The organism is Labilibacter marinus (genome assembly GCF_001659685.2).
GTDB lineage: Bacteria > Bacteroidota > Bacteroidia > Bacteroidales > Marinilabiliaceae > Saccharicrinis > Saccharicrinis marinus.
The window spans coordinates 57,267-82,789 of sequence record NZ_LXYE02000030.1 but is presented as its reverse complement, the minus strand read 5'-3'; the positions used below and the strand labels follow the sequence as shown (position 1 = coordinate 82,789).

Below are 25,523 nucleotides of genomic sequence, written 5' to 3'. Positions count from 1 at the left end.
TACTACTACTTTGCATTCTCCATATAAATAAGCTCCTTTTGGTATTCGCTTTCAAAGAAGGGTTGATATTTATGTTGGATGCCTGGTGTTTTACTATTTCTGTTTTTATATTCCAGGTTGAAGTACTTGAGGTCCTTCACATGAGCCATGTAGTTTTCGAGCACCTCTTCGATACGATAGGTTAAAGCTGTTTCATCCCAACGGTACCAATCTTTGAATTTACCAGAGCCGTTTTGTTCTATTTTTGTTTCAATTTCATTGGCTTTTTTGGCATGTTCCAAAGCGGCATAAGCGGCCAATTGACTCTTGTGATATTCTTTGTTGAGGTAGTAATTCAAAGACTCCGTGAAATCAGCAGCCATCGCGGTTAAGTGGAACATTTTCTGTGTTGGTAATGCCATATCCACATTATAAAAATTCAATCTTCCACCCGACAATGCACTCTTGGCATCTAAAGTATGTTGTACAGAAACAGACCATTTTGACCCAGTAGCACGGTAAATTTGCGCATAGGCATCAAGAATAAAATCCATTTTGGAATGAAAGTCTTTTAGCTTCTGAAACTCCTTTTGACCATCGCCTGGAAATTCTTTCTTTACAAATTTATCGTCGAATTCCTTCTGGTAGGCCATGTTTAATAATTGCTCCACGTAAAAGAAAAACCATTCATCTCCTGGTTTTCGTTCAGGGTCTCCTAAATCGAATTGATTGGCAAAAAAGTCTTTGTAGCTTTGAATAATAGCAGGCGAACTAGAATCAAACTTGTCGTTAACATACCAATCGAAATAATAGTCGCCAGTAGGTTTTTCTTTATAAGAATCGAAATCATTCATGTAATTCACCATTTGCTGCACACCGAATATCTTCTCTTTAAAATTGCCTACATTTAGCACAATCATATCTGTAAGACCATGACTAATTGCCAAGTCCATTTCCCGATGTAGAATATCAGGGTGAATAGTGTTAATGCGTAGATGTGTTTTTCGGTTGTGATAGGAAACATGCTGGTAAACGCCTTTGCCTAGATTCGTCTTTTTTGCAGATTCCCATGTGCCTTTAGGGAATTCACCATAGCCCTGGTCGGAGAATAGAATCATTGTCTGCGGCGGATATTTTAGTAAACCCGCGCGATACATACCTCCCAATTCACTCCACAAATAACCACATACCAAAGGTGTTTCGTTACCCGTGATTTCTTTGATTAAATCGTATTGAGTTTGTATCACTTCATTCACCACTTTTGCTTTCTCAGCGAGTGGACTATCATGCGAAACATTGGGGTCGTTATGCCAAAAAGCACCATCGAGATAACCTCTGAAATTAAGTGTCCAAATGACATTTTCACCTTTTTGTCGTTCGATGGCATCTCGCCAGAATTTCACAAAATGCTCCTTGTGTGTAGACCATGAATAAGGTATATTCTTTGGCCAATACAAAGGCACACTTCCAACAGGTTCGGCATGATGCTGGGCAATATATAAACCCATATCTGAAGCCAATTTAAGATGCGGTTCATCGGCCAATACTAAGGTTGAAGGAATAACTCCTGTCATCTTAAGGCGCAACATGGTTTCAAAAAAATGCTCCATGAACTCTAGATTGAAACCATATTCCAATTTTTCCATCTGAAATCCCACAATTAAGTCTTCATCGTTTACAAAAAACACACGGTGTTTATAGGTATATGGTTTTGAGGTAACAATACCTGCCTTTACTTGAATAGAAGACACAGGCTGTGGTACAATATCCGTGAAATAAACAAAAGGGTCGATGCCAAGATAATCCTCAGAAAAGGTGTAAATACCATGAAGCAAGCCCAATTCATCGGAACCGATAAAATTGATTTTTCCACTATTTATTTCAATTTTGAATTTATCAAAGGCATTCCAATCCTTATCGATGTTTAGAACAATATCAATGGCGGATTCTTGCGATACCGAAGTTCCAAATTTTCGTTGAAAATCTTGCTGTAATGCTTTGCGTGCATAAGCTACCGCTTGCGATTCTGTTTTATCATGTATGCGAATATTATTATATAACTTAACGTTTTTCGCACCTACCGTAGTGGCCATTAACAGTAGAATTACAACGTAAATACTTAATTTATTTCTCATCGTTTTAATCATTTGGATTTACAATATTCTTCCAATCAGGATATACAGTTCTTGTCTTTGCATTTCTAGCACCTACAACTATTGGAGCAGGAGGTGCGGTATCTAGTACTTTTTGCAATTCCACTTTTGCTTTTTGCGCAGAAGTATTATTGCTCTCCATTATTAAATCGTGTTTTTCATGAATATCGCTGGGCACATGATATAAGGCCCCCTTTTCGTACAATTTGTATTCCTGATTTCGCACGAATTGAATACCTTCAAATTTTCCCCAATAAGGTTGATATTGCCAGAAAACCCAATCACGAGGATTTGCTTTTTTGTTTTTCAGTTGAGGATAAAAACTACGACCGTCAATAGGGTCATCATCACCCAATTGAATTTGAGCTGCATCGGCTATGGTTGCATAAAAATCGGTAAAATCAATTAAATCATCGCTCACCAAGCCGTTGGGCGTATGACCTTTCCAATAGGTTACCAATGGCACATGTGTACCCATATCCACGGTTCTGCCTTTAGCTCCAGTTATGTTTTTTCCTTTCCAACAAGAAGTAATTGATGCGGTTCCATTATCAGAAGTGAACATGATTATGGTATTTTCAAGCTGCCCGATGTCATCAACCTTATGAACAATTTTACCCACTATCTTATCCAGATAATTGACCATGGCCACATAGTTGGCTTTTTTGGCAATTTTATCTTTTGGTGTTTTATTCGCTTCTTGTGATCTTGATCCGTTTCCTACTGTTTCAGGAGTAGGAACAAAAGGAGAATGTACCATGACGGTAGGGTAATAAACAAAGAAGGGTTCCTCTTTATTCTTTTCAATAAAGTCACAAACAAAATCCGACATAATATCTGGCCCATACTTTCCTTTATTATCTTCTATGGTTAGAAACTTACCGTTTTGCAATAAAGGCGGACTCCAAAAGCGTTCTCCACCATTCTCTCCTGTTTTTCCGGTAGTTACTTGCCATAAACACGACTCATCAAAACCTGCTTTTTGAGGTCTTGTTTTGTCGTAACAGCCTTCTAATTCATTATAAAGTCCGTTTAATTGCCATTTACCAGCTATGGCTGTTTTGTAACCAGCATCTTGCATTAAATGGCCAAAGGTTTTATCCTTCGGATTGAGGTATCCGAAATGGGTGTAGTTGCGGAAATTATACTGGCCAGTCATGATTTTTACACGTGATGGCGTACAAATGGGTGTTGAATAGCAATGATCAAATCGAATACCTTTAGAAGCTAATGCATCGATATTGGGAGTTTTGTAATCTTCTGCACCATAAGCGCCGAAACAATTCCAGCTCACATCATCGGCCATAATTAAAATGACGTTTGGTTTCCCTTGGACTCCGCTCCGGGCAAGCTGGCTCACTACAGGTGGCTGTGAGGCTTGCTGTGCAAAAGATGTTATGTTTATAATTATTGGCACAATAATTATAGCGAATTTCCTTACACTATTCATAATTAAACAATTTATGACTATTCATTAACAACTAAAAACTGTCCTATTTGAAATTCTTTTCCAGAGGCTAGCTTTACAAGTTTTATGGTAGTGGTATGTGAACCTACTTCTAATTCATCCATAAAAATGTATTTCTCTTGTGTCTTACCATTTCTCGATTTCAAATCAAACAGTTTTGGTTTACCTCCATCCGTTGTTACTTCCAGCTGAATATCTCCTAAGGCTTCTAGTTTAGCTGTGAGCCCCAACATAAAACCATCCCACTTTAAGGTAAAGCTTTCTCCAATAGTTGTGGATTTTTTAGCACTCTCATAAAGTGTTTTTTTGCCACCATTCTTGTCTGTTAAATCATCATTGATATGGATGTCACCACCTAAATCAACATTTTTCCATTTTGAAGAAAATTTAGCTTTTGTGATCGGCACCAATGAGGCACCAGAGAAAATATTCTTTTGGGATGGGGCAGGTATTACATTAGGTTCTGGTGTGCCATGGTTTTCAATCTTCTTTAATGATCTTACCAATACATCTCTGTAAATATCATGTCCTGCTTCTAAAGGGTGGGTTCCATCCTTACTAAATAAAACCTTTCCTTCTGCCGGGGCATCTCCTTTTTGAAAAACAAGTTTATCATCGTTTAATAATTTCACAACCTCCAATCCAAATTCGATAGATGTAATACCATAATGATTGGCAACAGGCTCCATAAATTTACCCGCATTGGTCTGATTCCCTTTTTGAATATCAGCAATCATGCCTTTTGAAATGGTATAAACAATACAAATTTCGGTATTGGGATTTTGTTTCCAGATTTGAGGAATAAGACCTTCTAATGCTCGTCCTTTATATGCTCCACCGTTATTTACGCGGTACTCAATGAAAACCATATCAGGTTTATGAACCAATAAATGATTATCAATTCTGCATGCACCATAATCGGGTCCTGTTCCTCCAATAGCCGCATTTATTTGGGTGATATTGGCTTTGGGGTACTCGCTCTTCAACCATTCTAAAGATTTGGCTCTCCACAAACCGCCATTGGTAATACTTCCGCCAATGTACCCGATTTTAACATCTTCGCCTGCTTTTAGCTTTTTAAAGAAGTTGGGCAAACCATCGCGTACTCTTAGCTCTTCTGTTTTGGTAGGATCAAAATTGTATGGTTTTGTATTTTCTGATAACTGAGCAGATAATGAGCTAAGATTAGTTATTATTAATATTATTAGAGAAATAATTAATGATTTCATAGGTGTGTTTTACTAGATTAAAATATTATCCTCTACTATTTGAATCGATTTTACTCAACCTCCCAAATCCCTTTTCTACATCCGAAAGTTGGTTGCATGGGTCTTTCTATGATATGAATAATTTTAGAAAAACAGCAAAATCCATTATACATATCTAAATAATCAATTAAGCTACAAACCTTTCAATGCCCAAGGTTTTCTATAATCATACCTCAAAAATGCATTGGCTTGTGCTGATGCTCCGATAAGCTCTTCTTTATCAGGATTCCATTTTAGTTTCTCGTTGGTGATACATGCAATCTCGCCAAGTAATCCTACCGAGATAGCGCGATGAGCAGATTCAACATCTGAAATCGGTCTTTCTCTGGTTTTAATGCAATCGATAAAATTGGAGTGATGCGTTTTACTATTGTGTCGGAACTTTGTTACATGACTTGCAATAGGAGTTTCAAGTATTTTATCATCACTTGCCGAAATACCGTCTCTGCCTACATGTATCCACCCCTTATCGCCTCTCCAGTATATTCCCATGCCTTTATCAAATTTGTCGTGCTCGGCAATACGCATGGTCACATCATTCTTGAACCTTAGCTTAATTTCAAAGTTTCTGGGAGCATTGAACAGCTCATCTTTTAAGAAGCTGGCAGAACCTTCAATTTCTACTGGGCCCGTATATTCTAAATTCATCGACCATGCTGCAATATCATAGTGGTGGCCTACCCAATCGGTTAAAGTGCCTCCTGAATATTCACGTTGCCAGCGCCAATGTTTATGCAACACTCCTCTAAAAGGTTTCTCCGAAGCAGGACCTTGCCATAAATCGTAGTTTACTGCGGCAGGAACCTCGATAATAGGAGGCATCCCTATTTTGCGATTCATTTTTAATAGCGCTACATCTAAATGATTCACCTCGCCAATAGCTCCACTATTAACTAATTCACATGCTTTTATAAAAATCTCTGTACTACGTTGCCAACTTCCGGTTTGAAACACCACTTTGTTATTTCTAACTGCATCAGAAACAATTCTACCTTCTCTTATTCTGCGAACCAAAGGTTTCTCTCCGTAAATATCAATTTTAGCATCCGCAAAATCGGTATACAACTTAGCATGCCAATGGTCAGGAACAGCAATCATTACGGCATCTATTTCACCATCATCAAGTAACTCACGATAATCGGTATATTGTCTGATACCTTTGTTTTTTCCGTTTTTCTGAAGTTTTCCTATTCTCTCGGATAATCGATTTTTGTCGATATCGCAAAGAGCAACTAATTCAACCCCTTCGTGACTGGCCAACTTTGATGTATTTCCGTTGCCCATTCCTCCAAGCCCAACCTGTGCCAACCTAATTTTATCACTTGGTGCAGTTCGACCGCATCCACTCAATACCGACGATGAAATGATGCTAGGTACAACAATACCAGAAGCTGATGTAAGTGATATATTTTTTATAAATTTTCTCCTATCCATAACTGTTTCTAATTCTTAACAATTAACTTTTCGGAGGTTTGTTCTCCACTTTTAAGTTGTACATTGATCACATACATACCGGCTTTTAAACCTTCTATTTTCAACAAGTTATCCCTAAGATCACCTCTATGGTAACTTTTCAGCATACTACCAGACATATCTGCAATTTGAACTGATTTAATGTTTATCCCACTTTTAAAAGATAATGAACCAGAAGTTGGGTTTGGATAAAATAATAATCCCTCACCATTTAGCTCATTGACAGATACGTCGGATCTAGCCTCAATTACAATAGGTTTTTGTAGTCTGACAGCAGGTAAATCGAAATACACATCTTTAATTTCAACGTTGGTAGCCACAATGTTTTGACCCGCTTTTATGAGAACATCACCCGTACCTTCATCGTTTCCACCAAAATGAATTTTAATGGTATTGGCATCTCCACCTATAAAATTATTTAAGGATACAGTACCATCTTTTTTAGTTCCAATCTGAATGTTTTCACCTTCGTTAGCACTAAAACAGCTACTCACTTTAGTGGATTCATTAAAGGTATTTCCCGCCACATAAATATTTCGGGGGCCATAAGAATGTACATCTCTTTTACAGTCTTTATTAATATGCCCTTCTTTTGCACACGAGGTATTAGCTCTACGTTCATTGCTACCAAAGACATTATAAGTCCATGTGGCATAAGTATTACTAGGTTGTTGCTGTGTAACCCGCTTGTGGCCTTCGGTACCATTTATATGAATATACATGTATTTCTGCTCCACCGTGTTATCCATGTAAAAGATGTTATCATATATTTCGATATTTTGGGTGAACTGCTCCATGTGGATAGGTTGACAACCTCCACCAGCGTCATCCGTCATACCATAAAAGGTATTGTTTTGAATGAGTACATCTTTGCTTTGTACCATAGCAATATGAAACTGCTTACTCTTACCAAAAACACAATTGGTTATCTCCGTTCCACTCAAACTTGTACTTTCAGTGTATCTTCTTCCTGTCCCGTCGCCACTATCTTCGCGGTCGTTTCCATTATCTGATGATACAGCTGTTTCATATCCATCATGAAAAGTACAATCGTCAATAATTACCTTGTCCACCGTTACAATTACTTCTCCTCCTCGCTTGTTGGTATTACGATTAAAGATTTGCAAACACATTAAATCGATGTTACTAAATTCGCAACGTATCAGTTGTAATCCATCAGTGGGATAAGCAGTAATTCCTGTAATACCCATCCATAAGGAATTGGTAAATAACACATCCTCAAAATGGTGACCTTTACTTTTATTAAATCTGAAAATCGGATTTCCCCATGTCTTTTGATTCTTGCCGCCATCCAAAGTTAGTTTACTTATTCTTGCATTATTTCCTTTAGCATCAATAAGAGAGTTCTTTACAGCATTCAATCTAATAATTGTTTCATCCTTTCCACTACCTTCCAAAATGAGATCGTCATTTTCGAGACTTATCGTTGAGTTGAAATTATAGGTGCCAGCGGGGAAGATAATTTTGGTTGTTGTTCCATCTTTCATCCAACTAATAATCTGGCTAATATTGTTTACATCTGCCGTTCTGGTTTCTGCCTCTGCTTGCATAAATTGTGTAACGGCAATCAGTATTAATAATAATCTTGTATAAAACATATTCATCATTTTTTAATTTCACTCACCAACAAAGTCATTAATATTTGGCAACCACGTACGGTTATATTTTTTCACTGTTCTATAGTCGAAATATTCCGCTTTTGAATTTTCATCTAGTTTTTTAGCAAGTTTGTTCATGTCTTTGGGTGCAGTACTTGGCCATGTGCCCGATTCGAGTCTTTGCATCATTGTTTCAATGGCAGCCAACCACTCGCCCACGGTAAAAGTGCAATGCCCCCATCTTTTTACATAGGCAGTTCTAAGTAATTCTGAATATCCTTTTTCGGAAACTAGATCTTCGTAACCTTTTACCATGGCTGGATACACCAAACCATCGCCACTTGTGCTCATGCGGAGAAATGGTATTTTGGGCTCACCAATATGCGTGCGTCCAGGTTTGCTCCACCATTGCTTTGCAGAAGCATCTGCCTTAATACGTGGTGTGGCGTTTATTTTATTAAGGTCATTTTCAAGCTTAACGCCAGCTTCTTTATACAAGTCCTTAACCGCTTTTTTATACAGCTCATCGCCATTATCGAAAAACGCTAAATAATCAACGCCTGTATTGGATTTTACTTGACCAGGAGCAGCCAGTTCAATCATACTTGTTCCAAAAGTACCACGACTTGGAAGTAGACCAAGTAGACTATGATACATGCTTAATTGTAACTCTTTCGTATTGTTAGAGTCGGGATTTGGGACGGGCGCTTGTCCTTTTCCACCCCAAGCGGGCCACTGACCAATTGTTATGGCCAAAGCAATTCGTGCACGGCCTTCGGGAGTTTGTTGTGCATCCTGAACTACCTTTTTCCAAGCTAAGGTTATCCGTTCTGTTTCTTTTCCACTAAGAGGAATATCAACAATTGGTAGTTCGGGAGCTAACAAAGCCTTTAAAACAAACATGGCATCTAAGTGCGTATTTGCCATCCAAGGACTTGTAGCACCGCATAAAGCAATGGCGCCATCTATCCTGTCGGGATGAATTTCGGCCATAGCAATGGTTACGGTTCCACCTCCTGAGCACCCAAGTTGAATTGTATGCACTGGTTTGCCAAAGTTAACTTCAAAGATATCCAACACCGAGATTAAATCATGTATTTCATGAGCTGGATCATAAGCTTTCATTCGTCCAGGGCGACGCTTCGTGCCTGATAAGGCATAACCCATTTCTAATAACTTAAGGTTACGTGGAGAATTGGCCGATTTATAATAATCCAAATCATTCAGTAGTGTGCCGTTCCAGTTTTCGGGTACACGAATTCGGTATTGCGTGCCACGGATTGGAATAGAATCTTCCAATTCTACAAATGTTCCTTCCTCACACGTTTTAAATTCTCCAGACAAATCGGGCATATGCCAATTAGGTTCTTTTTCTTGCCCGAGCAAGGTTACAGGAACACAAAAAAGAATCAGGATGTAGATAATCGTTTTCATTGATATGGTTTATTTATGATGTTTATACAAAGATTTTAGTAATTGATTAAAAACACGGAAAATAACAGGTTTTAATGCAGGGTATTAAAATGGTACTTTTGGTAATTTGCCGTTAAATCAATATTTACACCTTTTGAAATACCTATTCGTTTACTATACAACTTGATATTTCGTGCTAATTTTATATTACAATTGATATGAATACAATGTTGTCCTAATTAAATATACAATTTGGCGCTTCGCCCAAACCCGACTTCATTTCTTGCCTTGAAGCAAGAAACGAAGCAAAGAAATTCAAGGCTGCACCCTGTTTACTCATAAAACTACGGTTATTGAACGAAAATCATTTAAACTCGCTATGCTCAAACAAAAACGATTTTTATCGTTCAAATAAACCTTGTTTTATGGTGCACAGACTGAGGCCAGTCCTAACAATACCTACAGAATACGAAAAAGAATACTTAGGAAAATACTGATATAAATTCAACTTCTTCCGTTTGCTCATTTCAGCCACCAATCTAACTTCGCTCCACCTTATCTTAACATTCAAAAACCACCACAAATCTTCATCTTGTCCTTCCGCTTAAAGCGTTAATTCCCTTACCCAAATATTCCGATAACTAACGGGCTTACCATGGTTCTGAAGTATAATAGAACCTTTGCCATGTTTTTTGATTTGATATTCTGGCATTCCAATAAATACACAAGGGCCACGCAGTTTTACGGCATGTTGCACCAATACGCCATTATGCAAAACCGTAAAAACCGGAGGAACCAAATAACTGCCGTCTTCCTTAAAATGAGGAGCCTTAAAAATGATATCAAAGGTTTGCCATTCTCCTGGGCCTTTGCTGGCATTTACTAAGGGAGCATATTGCTTGTAAATACTGGCAGCCTGACCGTTTTTGTAGGTGCGATTATTGTAACTATCCAATATTTGCACCTCGTATTGTCCATCACAAAATATCACGCCGCTGTTTCCTCTCTTCTGACTTTCGCCATGTACTTTAGCAGGAGTTCGCCACTCTATATGCAGTTGAACCGAACCAAATTTACGTTTGGTTTTGATAAGGGCAGGCCCTTTAATACCTTTCCCTCTTTTTACAACTGTTACCACTCCCTTTTTCACAGGCCATTGTGGGAGACTGTCATTTTCATTAACCCACTCATCCAGGTTAGTTCCATCAAACAAAACAATGGCATCCGAAGGCGCATCTCCATATTTATCTCCAGGAGTAATAACTTTTACTTCTGGTTCCCAAACTTCGGTCATTTCGTGTTCCATCTCCATTAGTTTGGGAATCTCTTGTGCTGTGCTTGATAGCACAAAAAAGAAGAACAGCGCTTGTAGTATTATAATTTTATTCAACATATTATCAGATTAAAGTTTCCAGGGTTCTCTGTATTTACGATCGGTTAAGGCCAATGCCGCAGTACTTGGGTTAATGAGCTCTTCTTTTGTAGGATTCCAATGCAAGGTTTCTCCAGTCATATAAGCTATCTCACCCAATAGCCCTGCGGTAATTGCACGATTTCCTGCTTCTACAGGAGCTACAGGTTCTTTTCTTGACCTTACACACTCAATAAAATTACCTGCATGCCCTTTTGATTCGTACAAATGAATTCCATTTTCAGGGATAACTTCTTTTAAAATATCAGGATTACTAGCCTTTAACCCTTCTTTGCGGTTTGCATGAATCCAACCATTTTCGCCATACCAACAAATACCATGTTTGTGAGGTGTTTTTGATTCACTGCACATTCTTACTGGAATGCCATTGGCCATTTTCATTTGAATATCGAAAGAATAGGCAACATCGTAAATAGTATTGTCCCGGAAAGTTGCTTCTCCTGAAATCTCAACCGGACCAGCATTATTATGCTCCATCGACCATAGGGCAATATCCAGATGATGACCCACCCAATCGGTTAATTGTCCGCCAGAATAGTTTCTGAACCAACGCCAATGACCATGCAATATGCCACGGTATTCTTGAAATTTAGCTGGTCCTACCCAAAAATTATAATCCACCTCTGCAGGAGGTTGTTGAATTTCTGGTATACCAATCTCCTCTTTCATATCAGGAATACCAACTTCTATGTGCTTAATTTTTCCAAGTACACCATTCGCAACCAATTCGCAAGCATGCCTAAAGTGTTTCATGCTTCGCTGCTGGCTACCTGTTTGAAAAATAATATTATTGTCTCGTACCGCCTTAACAACTTGTTTACCTTCTTCTATTTTTCTAACCAAAGGTTTTTCACCATAAATGTCAATCTTATTTTCGGCAAAGCTTTTATACAGAAGTGCATGCCAATGATCAGGAACAGCGATGCATACCGCATCAATTGATTCCTTGGCTAATAACTCTCTATAATCAGTATATGCTTTGGCATCCTTATTTTTTGCATACTCCCACATGGCTTCCTGAGAGCGCTTTAACTTACCCTTATCTAAATCACATAAAGCTACAAACTGAACACCTTTCTGCTTAAGAAGAGCTTTTATGTTGCCGTTACCTTTTCCATTAAGACCAACTCCAGCCATCACAATCCTATCACTTGGAGCGGTATGTCCATTTTTGCCACGAGCACATGCTGGAATTATTGTAGGAACAGCAATAGCTCCAGCCGCTGCAATTCCCGTATTTTTTAAAAACTTTCTTCTGTCAATTTTATTCATTACTGTAGATTTCTTTAAATAGACTTGACTTACTTATTCTTTAACCATTAATGACTTCCTAAATAAACCTGACTCTTAATTGTCTTTTTATACTTACTGAGTAAAGCATCTACTTTCGACTTATATTCAGGGTTGTTGATAAAATTTCCACTTTCTTCTTCTGTAAGATTATCGTTCAGATTAAAAAGTCCGATGGGTTCTGCATCCAAGTAATCCTTCGTTTTTTTATTGACTTGCATAATCAGTTTCCAGCCTTCATCGTTGATGATATATTCTTTATCTGCACCGCCTTGAATCATTAGGAATTCGTGCGTTTGAGCACCTTTTTCGTTTTTAAGAACAGGCATTAAGTTATGTGAATCCTGCGCTACTGATGTTCCAATATTTTGTTGGGTTATAGCTGCTAGCGTGGCCATAATATCCATACCAATTATTGGCTTATCACAAGATTGTTTCTTTTTAATTTCGCTGGGCCACGAAACGATAAATGGCACACGATGCCCGCCTTCGTAAGGTAAGTTTTTAGAGCCACGATAAATGGTGCTCGGTTGGTGTCCAGCATTATACGAATCCGGAACGATATCTGGTCCTAAACCACCATTGTCAGAAGTAAAAATGATGACTGTATTATCATAAATACCTTGCTTCTTTAATTCATCTACCAACATGCCTACTTGTTCGTCCAGTTCCTTCACCATATCTAAATGTTTTGATGGAGTAGAGCCTTTAATTTTCACGCCATTAATTTCGGCTGGAGGAGCATGTGGCGTATGTACCGCTTGCGAGCAGTAATACATGAAAAATGGTTTCTCCTGCTTAGCATGTTTGGCAATATATTCCGCCCCTTTTTTAGCCAGTAAAGGCCCCATTTCGCTTGGATTCCAATTGGAGTCTCCCCAACCCGGTTTGTTAAAATGGTCAACCCCCAGACGATTGTAAAATTCCTGATCAATTACTTTTATGGTTGAATTATCGCTAAGCTTAAGCCATTGATGATTTTCGTAGATAGCGTAAGGTACATTCTGAATTCCTGCAGGAAGCGAAAGACTGTAATCAAAACCCAACTGCTTTGGTCCGATCTTGATTTTTGTAATATCTACAGGTACACGAGGGTTCCTTTTTTCTTGTCTGTTTGAGATAAACAAAAGCTCTGGATTATCCTTTTGCGGAAAGCCTGTACCAAGGTGCCACTTACCAAAAAATGCGGTGTTATAATCGGCTTGTTTCATCAATCGCCCCAAAGTCATTTGCTCATCACGAATAACAGGTTTGGAATATCCGCCCCAAACACCCCATCCTTCTGTGCTTCGATAACAACTATTTCCCGTCATGATAGCGTAGCGAGAAGTTGCGCACAAAGCAGCTGGAGAATGGGCATTGGTAAATATCATTCCCTGAGTTGCCAATTGATCAATATGTGGCGTTTCAAGGATAATGTTGTTACTATGTAAACGTTGATAATGCGAAACATCCCCTGTTCCAAGATCATCGGCTAAAATTACGATGACGTTGGGTTGTTTTGTGTTTTGCGCAAAACTTACGCAGACAGAACTCAATGCTATAGTAAGTGTAAGAAGTATGGTATTCATCTTATTAAATTCCATTGTAGTATATTTTAATACAGTTATGTTATTGTACAATAAAACGTGCTAATGATTTGTAATCATGAATTTTTCAGCCCAACTATTCTTTTCAGTCGAAAGCTTCAAAACATAGCTTTGTGGCTGTAAGTGTGAAACATCAATGTAATTATTTTGTATTTCACCACTTATAATTATTTTTCCCTCCAGGTCGAAAATTGAATAGTCAAGTCTGCCTGTTATCCCATGAATATGGAGCTTCCCATCTTTAACAGGATTTGGATAAAGATGAATAGGATTAACAGGAGTGTCACCAACAGCAGTATCATCAGAATTGTATTTCACATTGATATTTATATCATGAGTATCAGAATATAAATCATTACTAACCTTAAGTTTTACAATGATGGTGCTATCTTTTGTAACATCAGGTGCAGTAAATGTGGTTTTATATTTATTGGTTGATGACAGACTGACTTCATCTGGTGCTGTCCACTCATAATTAAGCTGTGTACCAATTGACCCAATACCGTACAAAGTAAGCTCTTCGCCCTCCATAACCTCTGTATCGTTACATACTGCTTTTACATAGTCGGTTTTTATCAAAGCCTTAAACCATCCACTTCCATAAGCCGCACACCAAAACATGCTCTCGTTATAGGGATCTGGTTTTATCTGATTAATTTTATTGATATTGCCCAGTCCTCTGTTAATTTTCACCCAACTGTCACCAGCATCTTTCGACAAGTAAACTCCCGGATTTTTAAATTCTGTATATAAGGAAGGAATCTGACCAGGAACATTAACCACCATTATATTAGAATTTACTGGAGAAACTTCAGCTTGCCACACGTAAGGGGCTTTAAAGATTTTTTCCCATGTACTACCGTTGTCTTTACTTCTCCAAACACCTCCTGTATTATATGTTCCAGAGCGAGAACCACAAGATATGAGTATGTGTTTTGTGTTTCTATCAATAAAAACATTATTCACTGATATTATTTCTGCAGGGATGGTCATTTTTGTCCAACTAACAGCTCCATCAGTTGATTTATACAAACCTCCATCTATTTGATAACGATTTAAAGCGGCATAAATAATTTGAGGATTATCCGGATCCATAGTTATTCTGCGTACACTGGCACCTTCGGTTGGATCTGGCTTACTTACATTCCAAGTGAATCCTCCGTCGTTTGAACGGTATACACCATAATCTCCTTTTGTAAGAGAAACTGAGTTTTTTGTGCCTATCTCGGAATAAATAGAAGTAAAATACATGTTATCCGGATTTACAGGATCGCACATTAAAGACTGTACTTGATTGATGCTTGCTGAAATTCCGCTTGAAGCTTCAAAAATAGTGGCTATGTTATCCCATGTTTTTCCTCCGTCAACAGAACGACGCATTTTCCCTCTGTGCGATTGTCGGGTGGCCATCATGTAAATAATATTTGGGTCATTGGGGTGAACAGCCACCGTTTTAGCTGTATGGGCTCCGCCATGATTTACTTGTCCTTCTAACTGCTCCACTGCTACAGCGTCTTTATCGGGATAATCGCCAATATCAACGGTTTGCCAAAGGGCATGCTCTCCACTGCACATCAATCTTCTATCCGGTATTCCCGTTTCGTGCAACATGTATAATCCCGGTAGATTACTCGCTCCTCTGCTTATCCATTGTTTACTTCCAGGAGTTAGTTCTATATCATCAATCTGATGCCAGCTGTCGCCATTATTGTTACTTCGTAAAGTTTGTTGATTGATGCCTATAAAGACTTCTCCCAAAGAATTAATTGCTAAATGTCTGTTCCCTTGTGTTTCGTTAGCATCATCCATTTCGTGCTGCAAATGAGCAAATTCTACATTCGCACCTAATGGGTTTCCTTTTGCCTGCCAATAGGATTTATTTTCTTCCTGAATCCAATATTTTCCATTTCGTGCACAGACAAACCAGTTTGCACCACCATCTTCTGTTTTCCAAAGATCTCCAGGTCCAAAACCTTTATCGTGCTTTTTATTATGGCATAAATAAATCTCGTTCTTATCTAAAGGGTTTACAACTATTCTATTGTATATAGATAATATGTTTGAAGGATAATTTGGATAGCTACTTGCAAAATCTCCTTTTGACATACCAAACCAATATCCTACCTGTTTTTTATAAGCTTCCCTAGTCGTATAATCCGTTATTACAGTTAAATCATACCCCAGATTACCGGTAATGCTTACCCAAGTAGCACCTCCATCGATACTTTTATAAATACCTCCTTTGGAGCTAATACTACCGTTATTGGGTTCGTATACGGTTTGCTCAGCTAAATACAATATAAACTCTCCGCTCTCTTTATTATAATAGGATGTAAGATCGCGAGGTAGGTCATTGGGTAATCCGGTGTTGCTTGCAGCCCAAGTTTCTCCTTTATCACTACTACTGAATAGGCCATGACTGGTTGCCATAATCATTTTATCCGGATTTATTGGATTAAAGATAATTCGCCCAACATCAAGATTATTAGAGATGTTGGTCGCTACTTTCTTCATTGTTACACCGCCATCTGTTGATTTCCAAACATGGCCGTATTCAGCTCTGCCAATAATAACTCCGTTTGGTTTTTCTTGGGTACGATGATTTTCTTTTACATTCCAAAAATCACCAGCTCCAATAAATATTATTTGGTTATCTTCTGGATGAATGGCCAATTCGTTATGTGCTTTACCCAACCTTTTTACAAATTGCCACGATCGACCTTTATCTATCGTCTTATAAAGCTTTCCTGAATTTGCATCGGCATCATAAACCAATGTAATGGCATAACCTAAATCAGGATTCTGCAAGGAGAATTCAAAATCAATTACCCTACGCATATCATCGCCATTGCCATCAAAATCTTTGATCGTATGCCATGATTCTCCATTATCCCAGGTACCATAAGAAACATGCATATCTGGCCCCATAAACATGACATTAGGATCGGTTGGATGACAGACAAATGTTTCATTATAACCCGACATGGCAGGTGCTACATTTACCCAATCAACAGAAGCGTCTGATACCACTTTTTCATTTTTCATCTTAGTGAAAAACTCCTCTGTTGTTAATTGGGCATTTACTACTGCAAACAGTAAAAGACTTATTGTGAAAAAATATATACGCTTCATGTTAATTAGTTTTATTAAACCTGTTATCTTCCTTAATTCTTTATACCTATTGGTATTACTTCCACTCTAATATTTCATTCATCTCTAAAAAGAAAAATAGCGCCCAGTCCTGATCGTTGGCAAATTCGTCGTAGAATTCAGATGCCACACCATTTACTTTTTCGGGATAGATGTAGGCACAAGCTCCGGTACCGTTATCCCGTATGTTACAAAGATTATTCTCTAAACATATTTTACCTCTACGCAAATAGTCTTCCTTGCCTGTAGCTGCATAATATTGGATGTACGCTCTGCCGGTAAGTGCCGACCAATAGTGTGGCATGGTATCGCCCCATGATTGTCGTTTACCAAACCAATAACCATCCCAATGGCGAATACCTACTTCATTTAAGTGATAATCGGGCTGCTGACCATTGAAGGCTTCTAAAATGGCCAAATGCTTTTCTCCTTCTTTTAAGTAGTGCTCGTCTTTGGTAATGTGGTATAATTCCAGATAAAAGTTAACCGCTGGCGAAACAATGGACTGCTCAAATACAACTTCGTGACTCGGGTAATTGATGCCATTTTTATCGTACTCTTTGGCTACCAATTTAAAGTCATTTAATAAAGTGTCGGCTTCTGCTTTAAACCCTGCCTCGCGTAAATAGTCGATACTTTTTTTGATAGGCACACAAATGGCATAAAAATCATATCCGAACTCAGCATACCATTTGCGCATGGTGTGGTAACAATCTTTTATGTAAAGCGGATTTTTTGTTTGTTGATACAGCTCTGCATAAAAGGCGGCTACCCAAGGATAATTGTAACCTCTGTGACGTTTGGTATGGTCAACCGTAGAGTATACTTTGTACTCAGGCGTTTGAAGTTTATAACGAACAAACTGATAATATTCTTTAAGCGATTTTTGGTACTTCTTGCTTTTTTGTGGGTTCATCTGCAACCAATTGGCAATGGCAACGCCCATTCCTAAACGTTCAGCCCCCTCATCATGGTCAACCTTAAAAGGGATATTCTGATATATTTCGTTGATCTCGGTATCGTAAACCATGTATGCGCCAAACCGTTGGTCTGACTTGTTTTTCATTTGTTGTTTGTCGATGATAAAGTCAACTCGCTTTTGTAACAAATCATCCGTAGGAAGAGAAAAGTAAAGGTTGATAACCGTTTTCTTATCGCCGTAATTCAGCGTTACAATTTTATCACCTGATTTTTTTGCCTTGTATTCTGCTGTAATAAAGTTGCCTGTTTGTTTAAGTTTAATCGATTTTCCATCAATACTGCAACTCACTTCCTCTAATGGCTTAGCTGATTTGAAACGCATTTTTGCTGTTTCTCCAAGCGGAATAAAATATTTGTCGGCTTCAGCAATGACTGTTCCACTTTGTAAGGCTTTTGCGTAAAAGTCCTCGTAACCTTCGTGCCAAAACACTTTCCAGGTTAATCCGTAAGAATCCGCTGCTTTAATGGTGGTTGGTTCCACCTTTAGGGTGATACCTCCACGCAAATTCGAACCTGCAACTTTGCGAGGTAAATCGCGGGTATTAATTAACTCATAATGACGGATGCTTCCATCTATTACAACCAAACCTAAATGAGGCGCTTCTGTTCCCATGCGAATGGCATTTACGTACGACGAGTTGTAACCACCTGCCCAAATATGCGTATTGCAACGGCTAGTCATACAAACTTCGGCTCCACCTGCATACCAATCTTTAAATGGTGTGTAGATTCCCATGTCCACAACTTTTATATGGCCAGAGCTGGTATTTTTTACCTCAAAATTTTCGATGAGTTCGCCATGTTGATTGAAAGAACGGCTAATCAATATTTTAAAATCAGGGAAACTATAAGTGTATATCGTTTTTCCATTTTTTGTTTCTGTTTCAGAGATATCATTCCATTGATATGTTTCTGTTTTTCCATTTTTTTCAATGGTGATAAAACCCAATCCCCAGGCAAACTCTGGCGTAAACCATTCTAGAACGCTACCGTCAGTAGGGAATATCCAATTCATATTATGCTTATCATCTTTATGCATAATTTTTTGAATTCCTCCGGTTTTCATATCCGTATGGATAACGAAATCTGTTTTTTGTGCATTTATGTTTCCTACTAAAAAGAAACAGGTGATTATAGCTATAACGTTTTTGAATTGATTCTTCATCGTTTAATTATATTTATTTGAATCTACCCCTAAATCCCCTAAAGAGGACTTAAAGCCCTACTCATAAGCCCTTTGGGGTAATTTTCTATTTTCGCACTACCTTCACTCGTTTTGCCCACTCGTACCAGCGATCAATCATTTCTTTCTGTTTTTCGGGATATGTAGAAGCCAAATTATTTACCTCTGTGGGGTCGTCTTTTAAGTTGAAGAGTTCCCATTCTTGTCCATCTTTTTGGCGCGACCAGGCTATTTTCCAATCTCCCTTGCGGTAGGCTTTGTTTCTGCCATGTTCCACAAACCATTCGTCACGTCCTAATCTTTGTCCATTTAATACAGGCTCTAAACTCAAACCTTCAGTAGCCTGAATCTTATTCTCCTTGTATGAATTCGGATAATTAGTTTCAGTGATTTCTAGGATGGTTGGCATAACATCAATAATGCTGGCCACTTCTTTAGTAATGCCATTTTTGCATTTTATCTGTTTTGGCCAATGCATAATAAAAGGGCTAGCAACGCCACCTTCATGACCTGACTTTTTAAATCGGCGATACGGTGTATTGCTTAGGTTAGCCCATGCTGGTCCGTAACTCATATAACTGGTTGCAGGGCCTGCGAACACATTTTCATCATTACCTGGATTTACTTTCTCACCGTCTAAAGTCACCGATACTTCACGACCAGTTACCCATTGCTCAACACCTTCCAAGGTTTCTGCACATCCACCATTATCTGATAAAAACATGATCAATGTATTATCCAATTCACCTTCTTTTTTCAGCTTTGAGATGATACGCCCTATGCCTTGATCCATATTATCAACCATGGCAGCATAGGTCATCATGCGCTGTAATTCCCATTCTTTGTTTTCAATATCTGCCCATGCTTTAGCACGAGGACTTCTTGGACTTAGCTCTACGTTTTCAGGAACAACACCCAGTTTCTTCATGCGCTCAAGTCTTTCTTCTCTTAAAACATCCCAACCCTTATCAAACACCCCTTCGTATTTGGCAATATCTTTGGACAATGCATGCAAAGGCCAGTGTGGAGCTGTATAGGCTACATAAAAGAAGAAAGGATCTTGCTTGTTATCCTTAAAATGCTGATCGATAAACGAAACGGTAGAATCTGAAATGGCATCGGTGTAATAAAAGTTATCAGAAGGTTTTAATACTACCGCGTTGTTATTGTAATTTAGTGAATACGGATCGAAATAACTTCCCACTCCTTTTATGGTACCAAAGAACTTATCAAAGCCACGTTGAATTGGCCAGTTGTGTTTGTCTTCTCCATTATCAGAATCGGCTACATGCCACTTGCCTGTCATGTAAGTAGCATAATCACTGTTTGATAGTGCTTCTACAATCGTTACTACATTTTGGCTCAGATCACCATGCCCGTGCCCCACCATTCCACCTACGCCAGCTTGGTGAGGGTAAACACCCGTTAACAAGGCTGCCCTTGTTGGACAACAACGTGCATTGTTATAGAACTGTGTAAAACGAATTCCTCCTTCTGCAAGTTTATCGAGATTTGGTGTATTTATTTCGCCACCATAACAACCAATATCGGAATAACCCATATCATCAGCCATTATAAGGATGATGTTGGGTTGTCTTTGAGCATAAAGGTGCGCTGTTACCAATAACAGTAACAAAACTGCGTATTTTCGAACTTTTCTTACATTATAAACTCTCTTGTTTTCCATTGAGCCATCATCTATTAATTAAGCTTCTTAATTTCGCTCAAGCCGCTGTCTCTTCATTTAGGCTTGAACCAAAAAGAAGCAAAAGTTCAAGGCTGCTCGTAGAAAATCATTCATTTTCTTGTAAAACCTAAGTGCGGCCGAGTGATTTTCGAGCAAGCACTCAACTTCTCGGTCTTACTAAGGTTGTTCTGCACAATAGATAATTTACTACAAGAGGCCAATCCTTAACCTTGGGTGTTACTTTAAAGTAATCTTATAAACAATCGCAGCATCGCCTTCTGCAGGCATCTTATTTGGAGAAGTTACTTTAAGTCCTTTGTCGGTTCTGCTCCATTTGATGCGTTCTTTGCTTCCTAGCACTTTTACAGATTTTACCTTCATGTCTTTTGCTTTATTAGCGAAGGCTGAAAGTGTAATGTCTTGCTTTGAACCTAGCCATCCTAACTGAATAGCATAAACGGCATTATCTTTTGTAGTGTAGCGAACGTCTTTTGCATTTAAGTTGTACAAACCTGCCTTAATGGCACCGTAATCGTTCCATTCATCTTCAGGGTTACGGGTTAGTTTTGTTGGCCCTTGACCGAATTCAACGAAAGGACGAGTGTTATACACTGCCTCTCCATATAATTTCAGCCAAGCCCCAATGCCTTCCATGGCTACGGCTTGTTCTTCAGGGATGATGCCTTCAGCCATAGGAGCAGCGGCTAAAATCATTACTCCGTTTTTACTAATCACTTCAGCAAAAATTCTAATGGCTTTTTTAGGATCCAAAGCGGTTCGTTTGTCTTTATTGTATCCCCACGAGCTACCCAACTGAAAGTCTGTCACCCACACTTCTGGTGCAATATCTTCAACAGTGGCTCTCTCTAAATTCACTACTGCTAAATCAGTAGGAAAGAAAGTACCCTTTGTATTTACCACTACATCTTTGTTTAACTCCTTTGCCTTATTAAAATAATTGGCCAAAAACTGCTGACGATAATCTTCGCTTATATACCCCTGAGCAAAATCCATCCAGATATAATCGGGACAATGTGCATCAATCACCTCATTTAATTTACCTAACCAAATGTCGCATTCTTCTTTATATGTCGTATTTCCGTATAGAATACGGTATTTATCGTCTTGTGGTACCTCGCAGTTTTTGTAGGTTGCCGCGTGCATACTTAATGGACGTAAAAAACTGTTTTCTTCTTTAGGGTAGAAATGCATATGGAAACCATGATGAAAAGTGGTCATGAATTTTAAATCACGCTTTTTTACTTCTGCGCCAATTTGTTTTACTACATCTATACCTGGGCCTTTATCAAAGGAGTTCCATGGATTTACTTCACTTTCCCACAATGAGAAGCCATCATGATGTTCGGCAATGGTTCCAATGAATTTGGCACCCATATTTTCAAACATATCCACCCAACGTTTAGCATCGAACTTTTCGGCCTTCCACTGAGGAACGAAATCGTGATAGTGTACATCTCTACCGTAAGTTTTTGTATGATAATCGTAGATGTCTTTACCCCACCTTTTAACTCTGTCTTTTTCGTACATAAAACGGCCATACCATTCGTTTCCATTGGCAGGAACATTGTATACGCCCCAATGAAAATACACTCCCAGTTTAGCATCAGCAAACCATTCTGGCGTTGCTTCGTGTTTATTAAGGCTTTTCCATTCCGGTTTAAAAGTTTCCTGAGCAATAGTTACGGTAACAATCGCCATAAAGGCAATAAGTAATGTGAATAGTTTCTTTTTCATTATGTTGCTTTTTATATTTTTAACAAAGTGTATTGAAGCTTCAGTAATTTTTAACCTTGCTGGCATTGTATAACCTTACTTCGAAATCTTTACATGGTCTTTTCCGTTCGCTTTATATCCAATATCACGTTGACCAATTGGTTTTAAATGATTCTTATCGTATGGTTTATAATAGTATGGGTAGTTGTCCCAAGGTGATAAACCCTTCATCCGCGGATCGTTGGTTTCATTTAAATAGGCAAAAAGCTCTTTTTGTAAAGACTTACATAACTGCTCGTACTTTATTTCGGATGCAAGATTATTTAAGTTATAAGGGTCGTCTTTTATATTGTATAGCTCCACTTCAGGACGTTTAGCAACTGCCAAATCGAAGTAGTATTTTGTTGGAGCTTTATCTTTATTATCAATTAAGTGGGTGCGTGTTGCCCCTGCATCGATATCGCCATAAAAACCTTGATGTATCGAATAATAATCGGAAGGACCTGCTGGCCATCTGTCAGCTTCAAAATTGACGATATATAACCAATCTCCTTTACGTATGGTGCGCATTGGGTAACCCATTCCTTCGGGACGAACATAGGCGTGGCGCTCTAAAGCTGTAAATACACGGTCTCTTTCAGAATCTACCTGGCCACTTTTGCCTGAAAGTAGAATATCTAGAAAGCTTTTGCCTGTTGTTCCTTCAGGAGCTTGTATTCCGACAGCTTCTAGTATGGTTGGTGCGAAATCGATGAAATTGACAAAATCATCCACCTTGGCACCTCCTTTAATTTCATTTCCCCAGCAAACAGCCAAAGGCATGTGTGTTCCATAATCGTAACAAGTACCTTTTGCACGTGGAAAAGGCATGCCATTATCAGCTGTAACAACAATAATCGTATTTTCCAACTCTCCAACTTCTTCCAAGGTTTTTATCATACGCCCTAAATGGCTATCAAACCATTCTATTTCGTAATAGTAATCGGCCATATCACTACGTACTAAATCATTATCGGGTAAAAAGCCAGGTACTTCAATCTTAGAAATATCCTTTCCGTTCTTCACTCCAATTCCGGGATTATACTTTCGGTGCGCTTCGTGTGAGCCATACCAAAAAAAGAAGGGTTTATCCTTATCTCGTTGAGTTAAAAAAGCATTGAAGTTTCCTGCATAATCTTTGTTCGACAAAAACTGAGGAACTTTAGTACGAACTTTATTAAACTCGGGAGCTAGTGGTTCGGTTTGATAAGGCTCCTTTAAACGAGCAGGCATATATCCTTTGCCACTGTAACCGGTGTTGTAGCCTGCTTTCTTTAATAAAGTAGTAAAAGTAGGATACTCTTTTTTCAATCCGCCAAACAGCAAACCTCCTTCTTCCAACTCCCAAATATTTTTTCCTGTTAGGATGGAAGCGCGAGAAGGTGCGCACGAAGAAGCATTACAATAGGCATTATTAAAAAACACACCTTGGTTGGCGACCCTGTCGAAGTTAGGAGTAGAAAGCTCTGCTGTTCCGTTTGCTGAGGTGTGGATAAATGATACATCATCAGCAATACAAAATAGGATGTTTGGCTTTTTCTTCTGTTTGGCTTCACAAGCTGAAAACAACACTAATAGAACAATAAAAGTAAGTACTAACTTCATGTTAAGTAATCTTTGGTAAGCTCTTTCCATACTTTTACTTTTTAGTCGATTTTTCCAATGTGGCATCGTAAGCATTCATCTGTTTGATTAACTCTTGTGCTTTTTCAGGATATTCTTCTATCACATTATTTTTTTCCGAAACATCGTTTTTTAAATTATAAAGCTTGGGTTTTAAATCTTCTTCAGAAAGTTTACGCCACGATGTTTTTCTATATCCGTTAATGATATATTTCCAATCCCCTACACGAATACCATCAATTTTTGTTGAGTTTGAACCATAAAAATACATTTCTTTTCTGGGCGACTCCTTAGACTTACCCTTCAAGAATTTTGAGATATCATACCCATCAGATATTAAACCCTTTGGCATTGATATGTCTGCATATTTAGCAATGGTAGGAAAGAGATCAAGGGAGGATACAATTTCATCTGAAATAACTCCAGCTTTTATATCTTGCGGTCCCCACATAATAGCAGGCACTCTTTGTCCTCCTTCGTAGGTATCAAATTTTCTTCCTTTAAGCGGCTTAGCAGATCCATGACTATTAGGGCCATTGTCTGAAGTAAAAATGACAATGGTATTTTCATCCAGACCATTCTCTTTTAAAGCCTTTATTACCTCACCAACACTCCAATCTATTTCCATCATAGCATCATAAAAAGGTGTTGAGCCAGATGCTCCTTTAAAACGGTCGCCAGCATAAATAGGAACATGTGGAAAAGAGTGTGCGAAGTACAAAAAGAATGGTTTATCTTTGTTGTCTTTAATAAACGAAACGGCTTCTTTAGTATAGCGCTCTGTCAGTGTATTCTGATTGCATGGGTATTCAATAATCTCATTTCCTCTCATCAAAGGCGGCTTATTCTTTAAAGAATTTTTAGCTCCTTTTTTAGATTCTTCGTCAACCTTACTGATGTCTGAGTGCATCATTTCAAGGGTGTAACCATCATTTAATACCACATCTGCTGCAATATCAATTCCATCTGCAATGGACATATTGTTACTGTAAGGAATTCCGTAATAAGAATCGAAACCTTGGTTAAGTGGTAAATACTTTTTGTCGTGCCCCAAATGCCATTTTCCAACCAATGCTGTAGCGTAGTCCTTTTCTTTCAACATTTCAGCAATTGTTATCTCATCTGACGAAAGCCCTTTTTCATTCTTTTTAGGAAATAAAACACCAGGAACACCAACGCGCTTAGGCATTCTTCCTGTTAATAAAGCAGCTCTGGAAGGCGAACAAACCGAAGAAGCCACATAAAAGCTGTTGAGCTTGATCCCCTCTTCGGCCATTTGGTCGATGTTTGGTGTTTTAACTTTATTCGATCCATAACAGCTTAGATCTTCGTAGCCTTGATCATCTGTAAAAATGATGATGAAGTTTTTTTGCTTGGCCTGAGCTTGACTCAGGATAGCGAATAAAAGAACTATGATGATTTTATATGATTTCATGTTTGTC

General features: G+C 38.4%; 15 protein-coding genes. All 15 read right to left on the bottom strand.

The features are described 5' to 3' along the window. Nucleotides 1–5 precede the first annotated feature (5 nt). A complete protein-coding gene (locus tag A8L32_RS12775; protein ID WP_158027242.1) occupies nt 6–2,114 on the bottom strand; it encodes a glycosyl hydrolase 115 family protein in 2,109 nt (702 codons plus the stop codon). Between the two features lie 4 nt (nt 2,115–2,118). Then, a complete protein-coding gene (locus A8L32_RS12770; protein ID WP_066631075.1) occupies nt 2,119–3,582 on the bottom strand; it encodes a sulfatase-like hydrolase/transferase in 1,464 nt (487 codons plus the stop codon). Between the two features lie 17 nt (nt 3,583–3,599). Next, nucleotides 3,600–4,829: an SGNH/GDSL hydrolase family protein gene (locus tag A8L32_RS12765; RefSeq protein WP_066631073.1), complete on the bottom strand. Its 1,230-nt coding sequence runs from the start codon at nt 4,827–4,829 to the stop codon at nt 3,600–3,602. Nucleotides 4,830–5,000: 171 nt separating this feature from the next. Then, entirely contained in the window at nt 5,001–6,302 is a 1,302-nt protein-coding gene (locus A8L32_RS12760) for a Gfo/Idh/MocA family protein (protein ID WP_066631072.1), read from the bottom strand. 8 nt (nt 6,303–6,310) lie between these two features. Beyond that, nucleotides 6,311–7,960 carry a T9SS type A sorting domain-containing protein gene (locus A8L32_RS12755; RefSeq protein ID WP_075590698.1) on the bottom strand — a complete coding sequence of 550 codons (1,650 nt, stop codon included), beginning with the start codon at nt 7,958–7,960 and terminating at the stop codon, nt 6,311–6,313. A gap of 18 nt (nt 7,961–7,978) precedes the next feature. After that, complete coding sequence (locus A8L32_RS12750) at nt 7,979–9,394, bottom strand: alpha/beta fold hydrolase (protein ID WP_075590697.1); 1,416 nt, start codon at nt 9,392–9,394, stop codon at nt 7,979–7,981. Between the two features lie 583 nt (nt 9,395–9,977). Continuing rightward, nucleotides 9,978–10,766 carry a 3-keto-disaccharide hydrolase gene (locus A8L32_RS12745; RefSeq protein WP_066631070.1) on the bottom strand — a complete coding sequence of 263 codons (789 nt, stop codon included), beginning with the start codon at nt 10,764–10,766 and terminating at the stop codon, nt 9,978–9,980. Between the two features lie 9 nt (nt 10,767–10,775). Next, nucleotides 10,776–12,077, bottom strand: coding sequence for a Gfo/Idh/MocA family protein (locus A8L32_RS12740; protein ID WP_066631069.1), 1,302 nt, complete (start codon nt 12,075–12,077; stop codon nt 10,776–10,778). A gap of 47 nt (nt 12,078–12,124) precedes the next feature. Then, nucleotides 12,125–13,681, bottom strand: a complete 1,557-nt coding sequence (locus A8L32_RS12735) for a sulfatase family protein (protein ID WP_198931776.1) — start codon at nt 13,679–13,681, stop codon at nt 12,125–12,127. Between the two features lie 45 nt (nt 13,682–13,726). Beyond that, complete coding sequence (locus tag A8L32_RS12730; RefSeq protein ID WP_066631068.1) at nt 13,727–16,816, bottom strand: VPS10 domain-containing protein; 3,090 nt, start codon at nt 16,814–16,816, stop codon at nt 13,727–13,729. A 55-nt stretch (nt 16,817–16,871) separates the two neighbouring features. Continuing rightward, nucleotides 16,872–18,980, bottom strand: a complete 2,109-nt coding sequence (locus A8L32_RS12725; RefSeq protein ID WP_066631067.1) for a glycoside hydrolase family 88 protein — start codon at nt 18,978–18,980, stop codon at nt 16,872–16,874. 85 nt (nt 18,981–19,065) lie between these two features. Next, nucleotides 19,066–20,685 carry an arylsulfatase gene (locus A8L32_RS12720; protein ID WP_071797467.1) on the bottom strand — a complete coding sequence of 540 codons (1,620 nt, stop codon included), beginning with the start codon at nt 20,683–20,685 and terminating at the stop codon, nt 19,066–19,068. A 237-nt stretch (nt 20,686–20,922) separates the two neighbouring features. Then, nucleotides 20,923–22,440, bottom strand: a complete 1,518-nt coding sequence (locus tag A8L32_RS12715; RefSeq protein WP_158027241.1) for an alpha-L-fucosidase — start codon at nt 22,438–22,440, stop codon at nt 20,923–20,925. A gap of 75 nt (nt 22,441–22,515) precedes the next feature. Beyond that, entirely contained in the window at nt 22,516–24,093 is a 1,578-nt protein-coding gene (locus tag A8L32_RS12710; RefSeq protein WP_158027240.1) for a sulfatase family protein, read from the bottom strand. A 4-nt stretch (nt 24,094–24,097) separates the two neighbouring features. After that, nucleotides 24,098–25,516, bottom strand: a complete 1,419-nt coding sequence (locus tag A8L32_RS12705) for a sulfatase family protein (RefSeq protein WP_066631063.1) — start codon at nt 25,514–25,516, stop codon at nt 24,098–24,100. Nucleotides 25,517–25,523 lie beyond the last annotated feature (7 nt).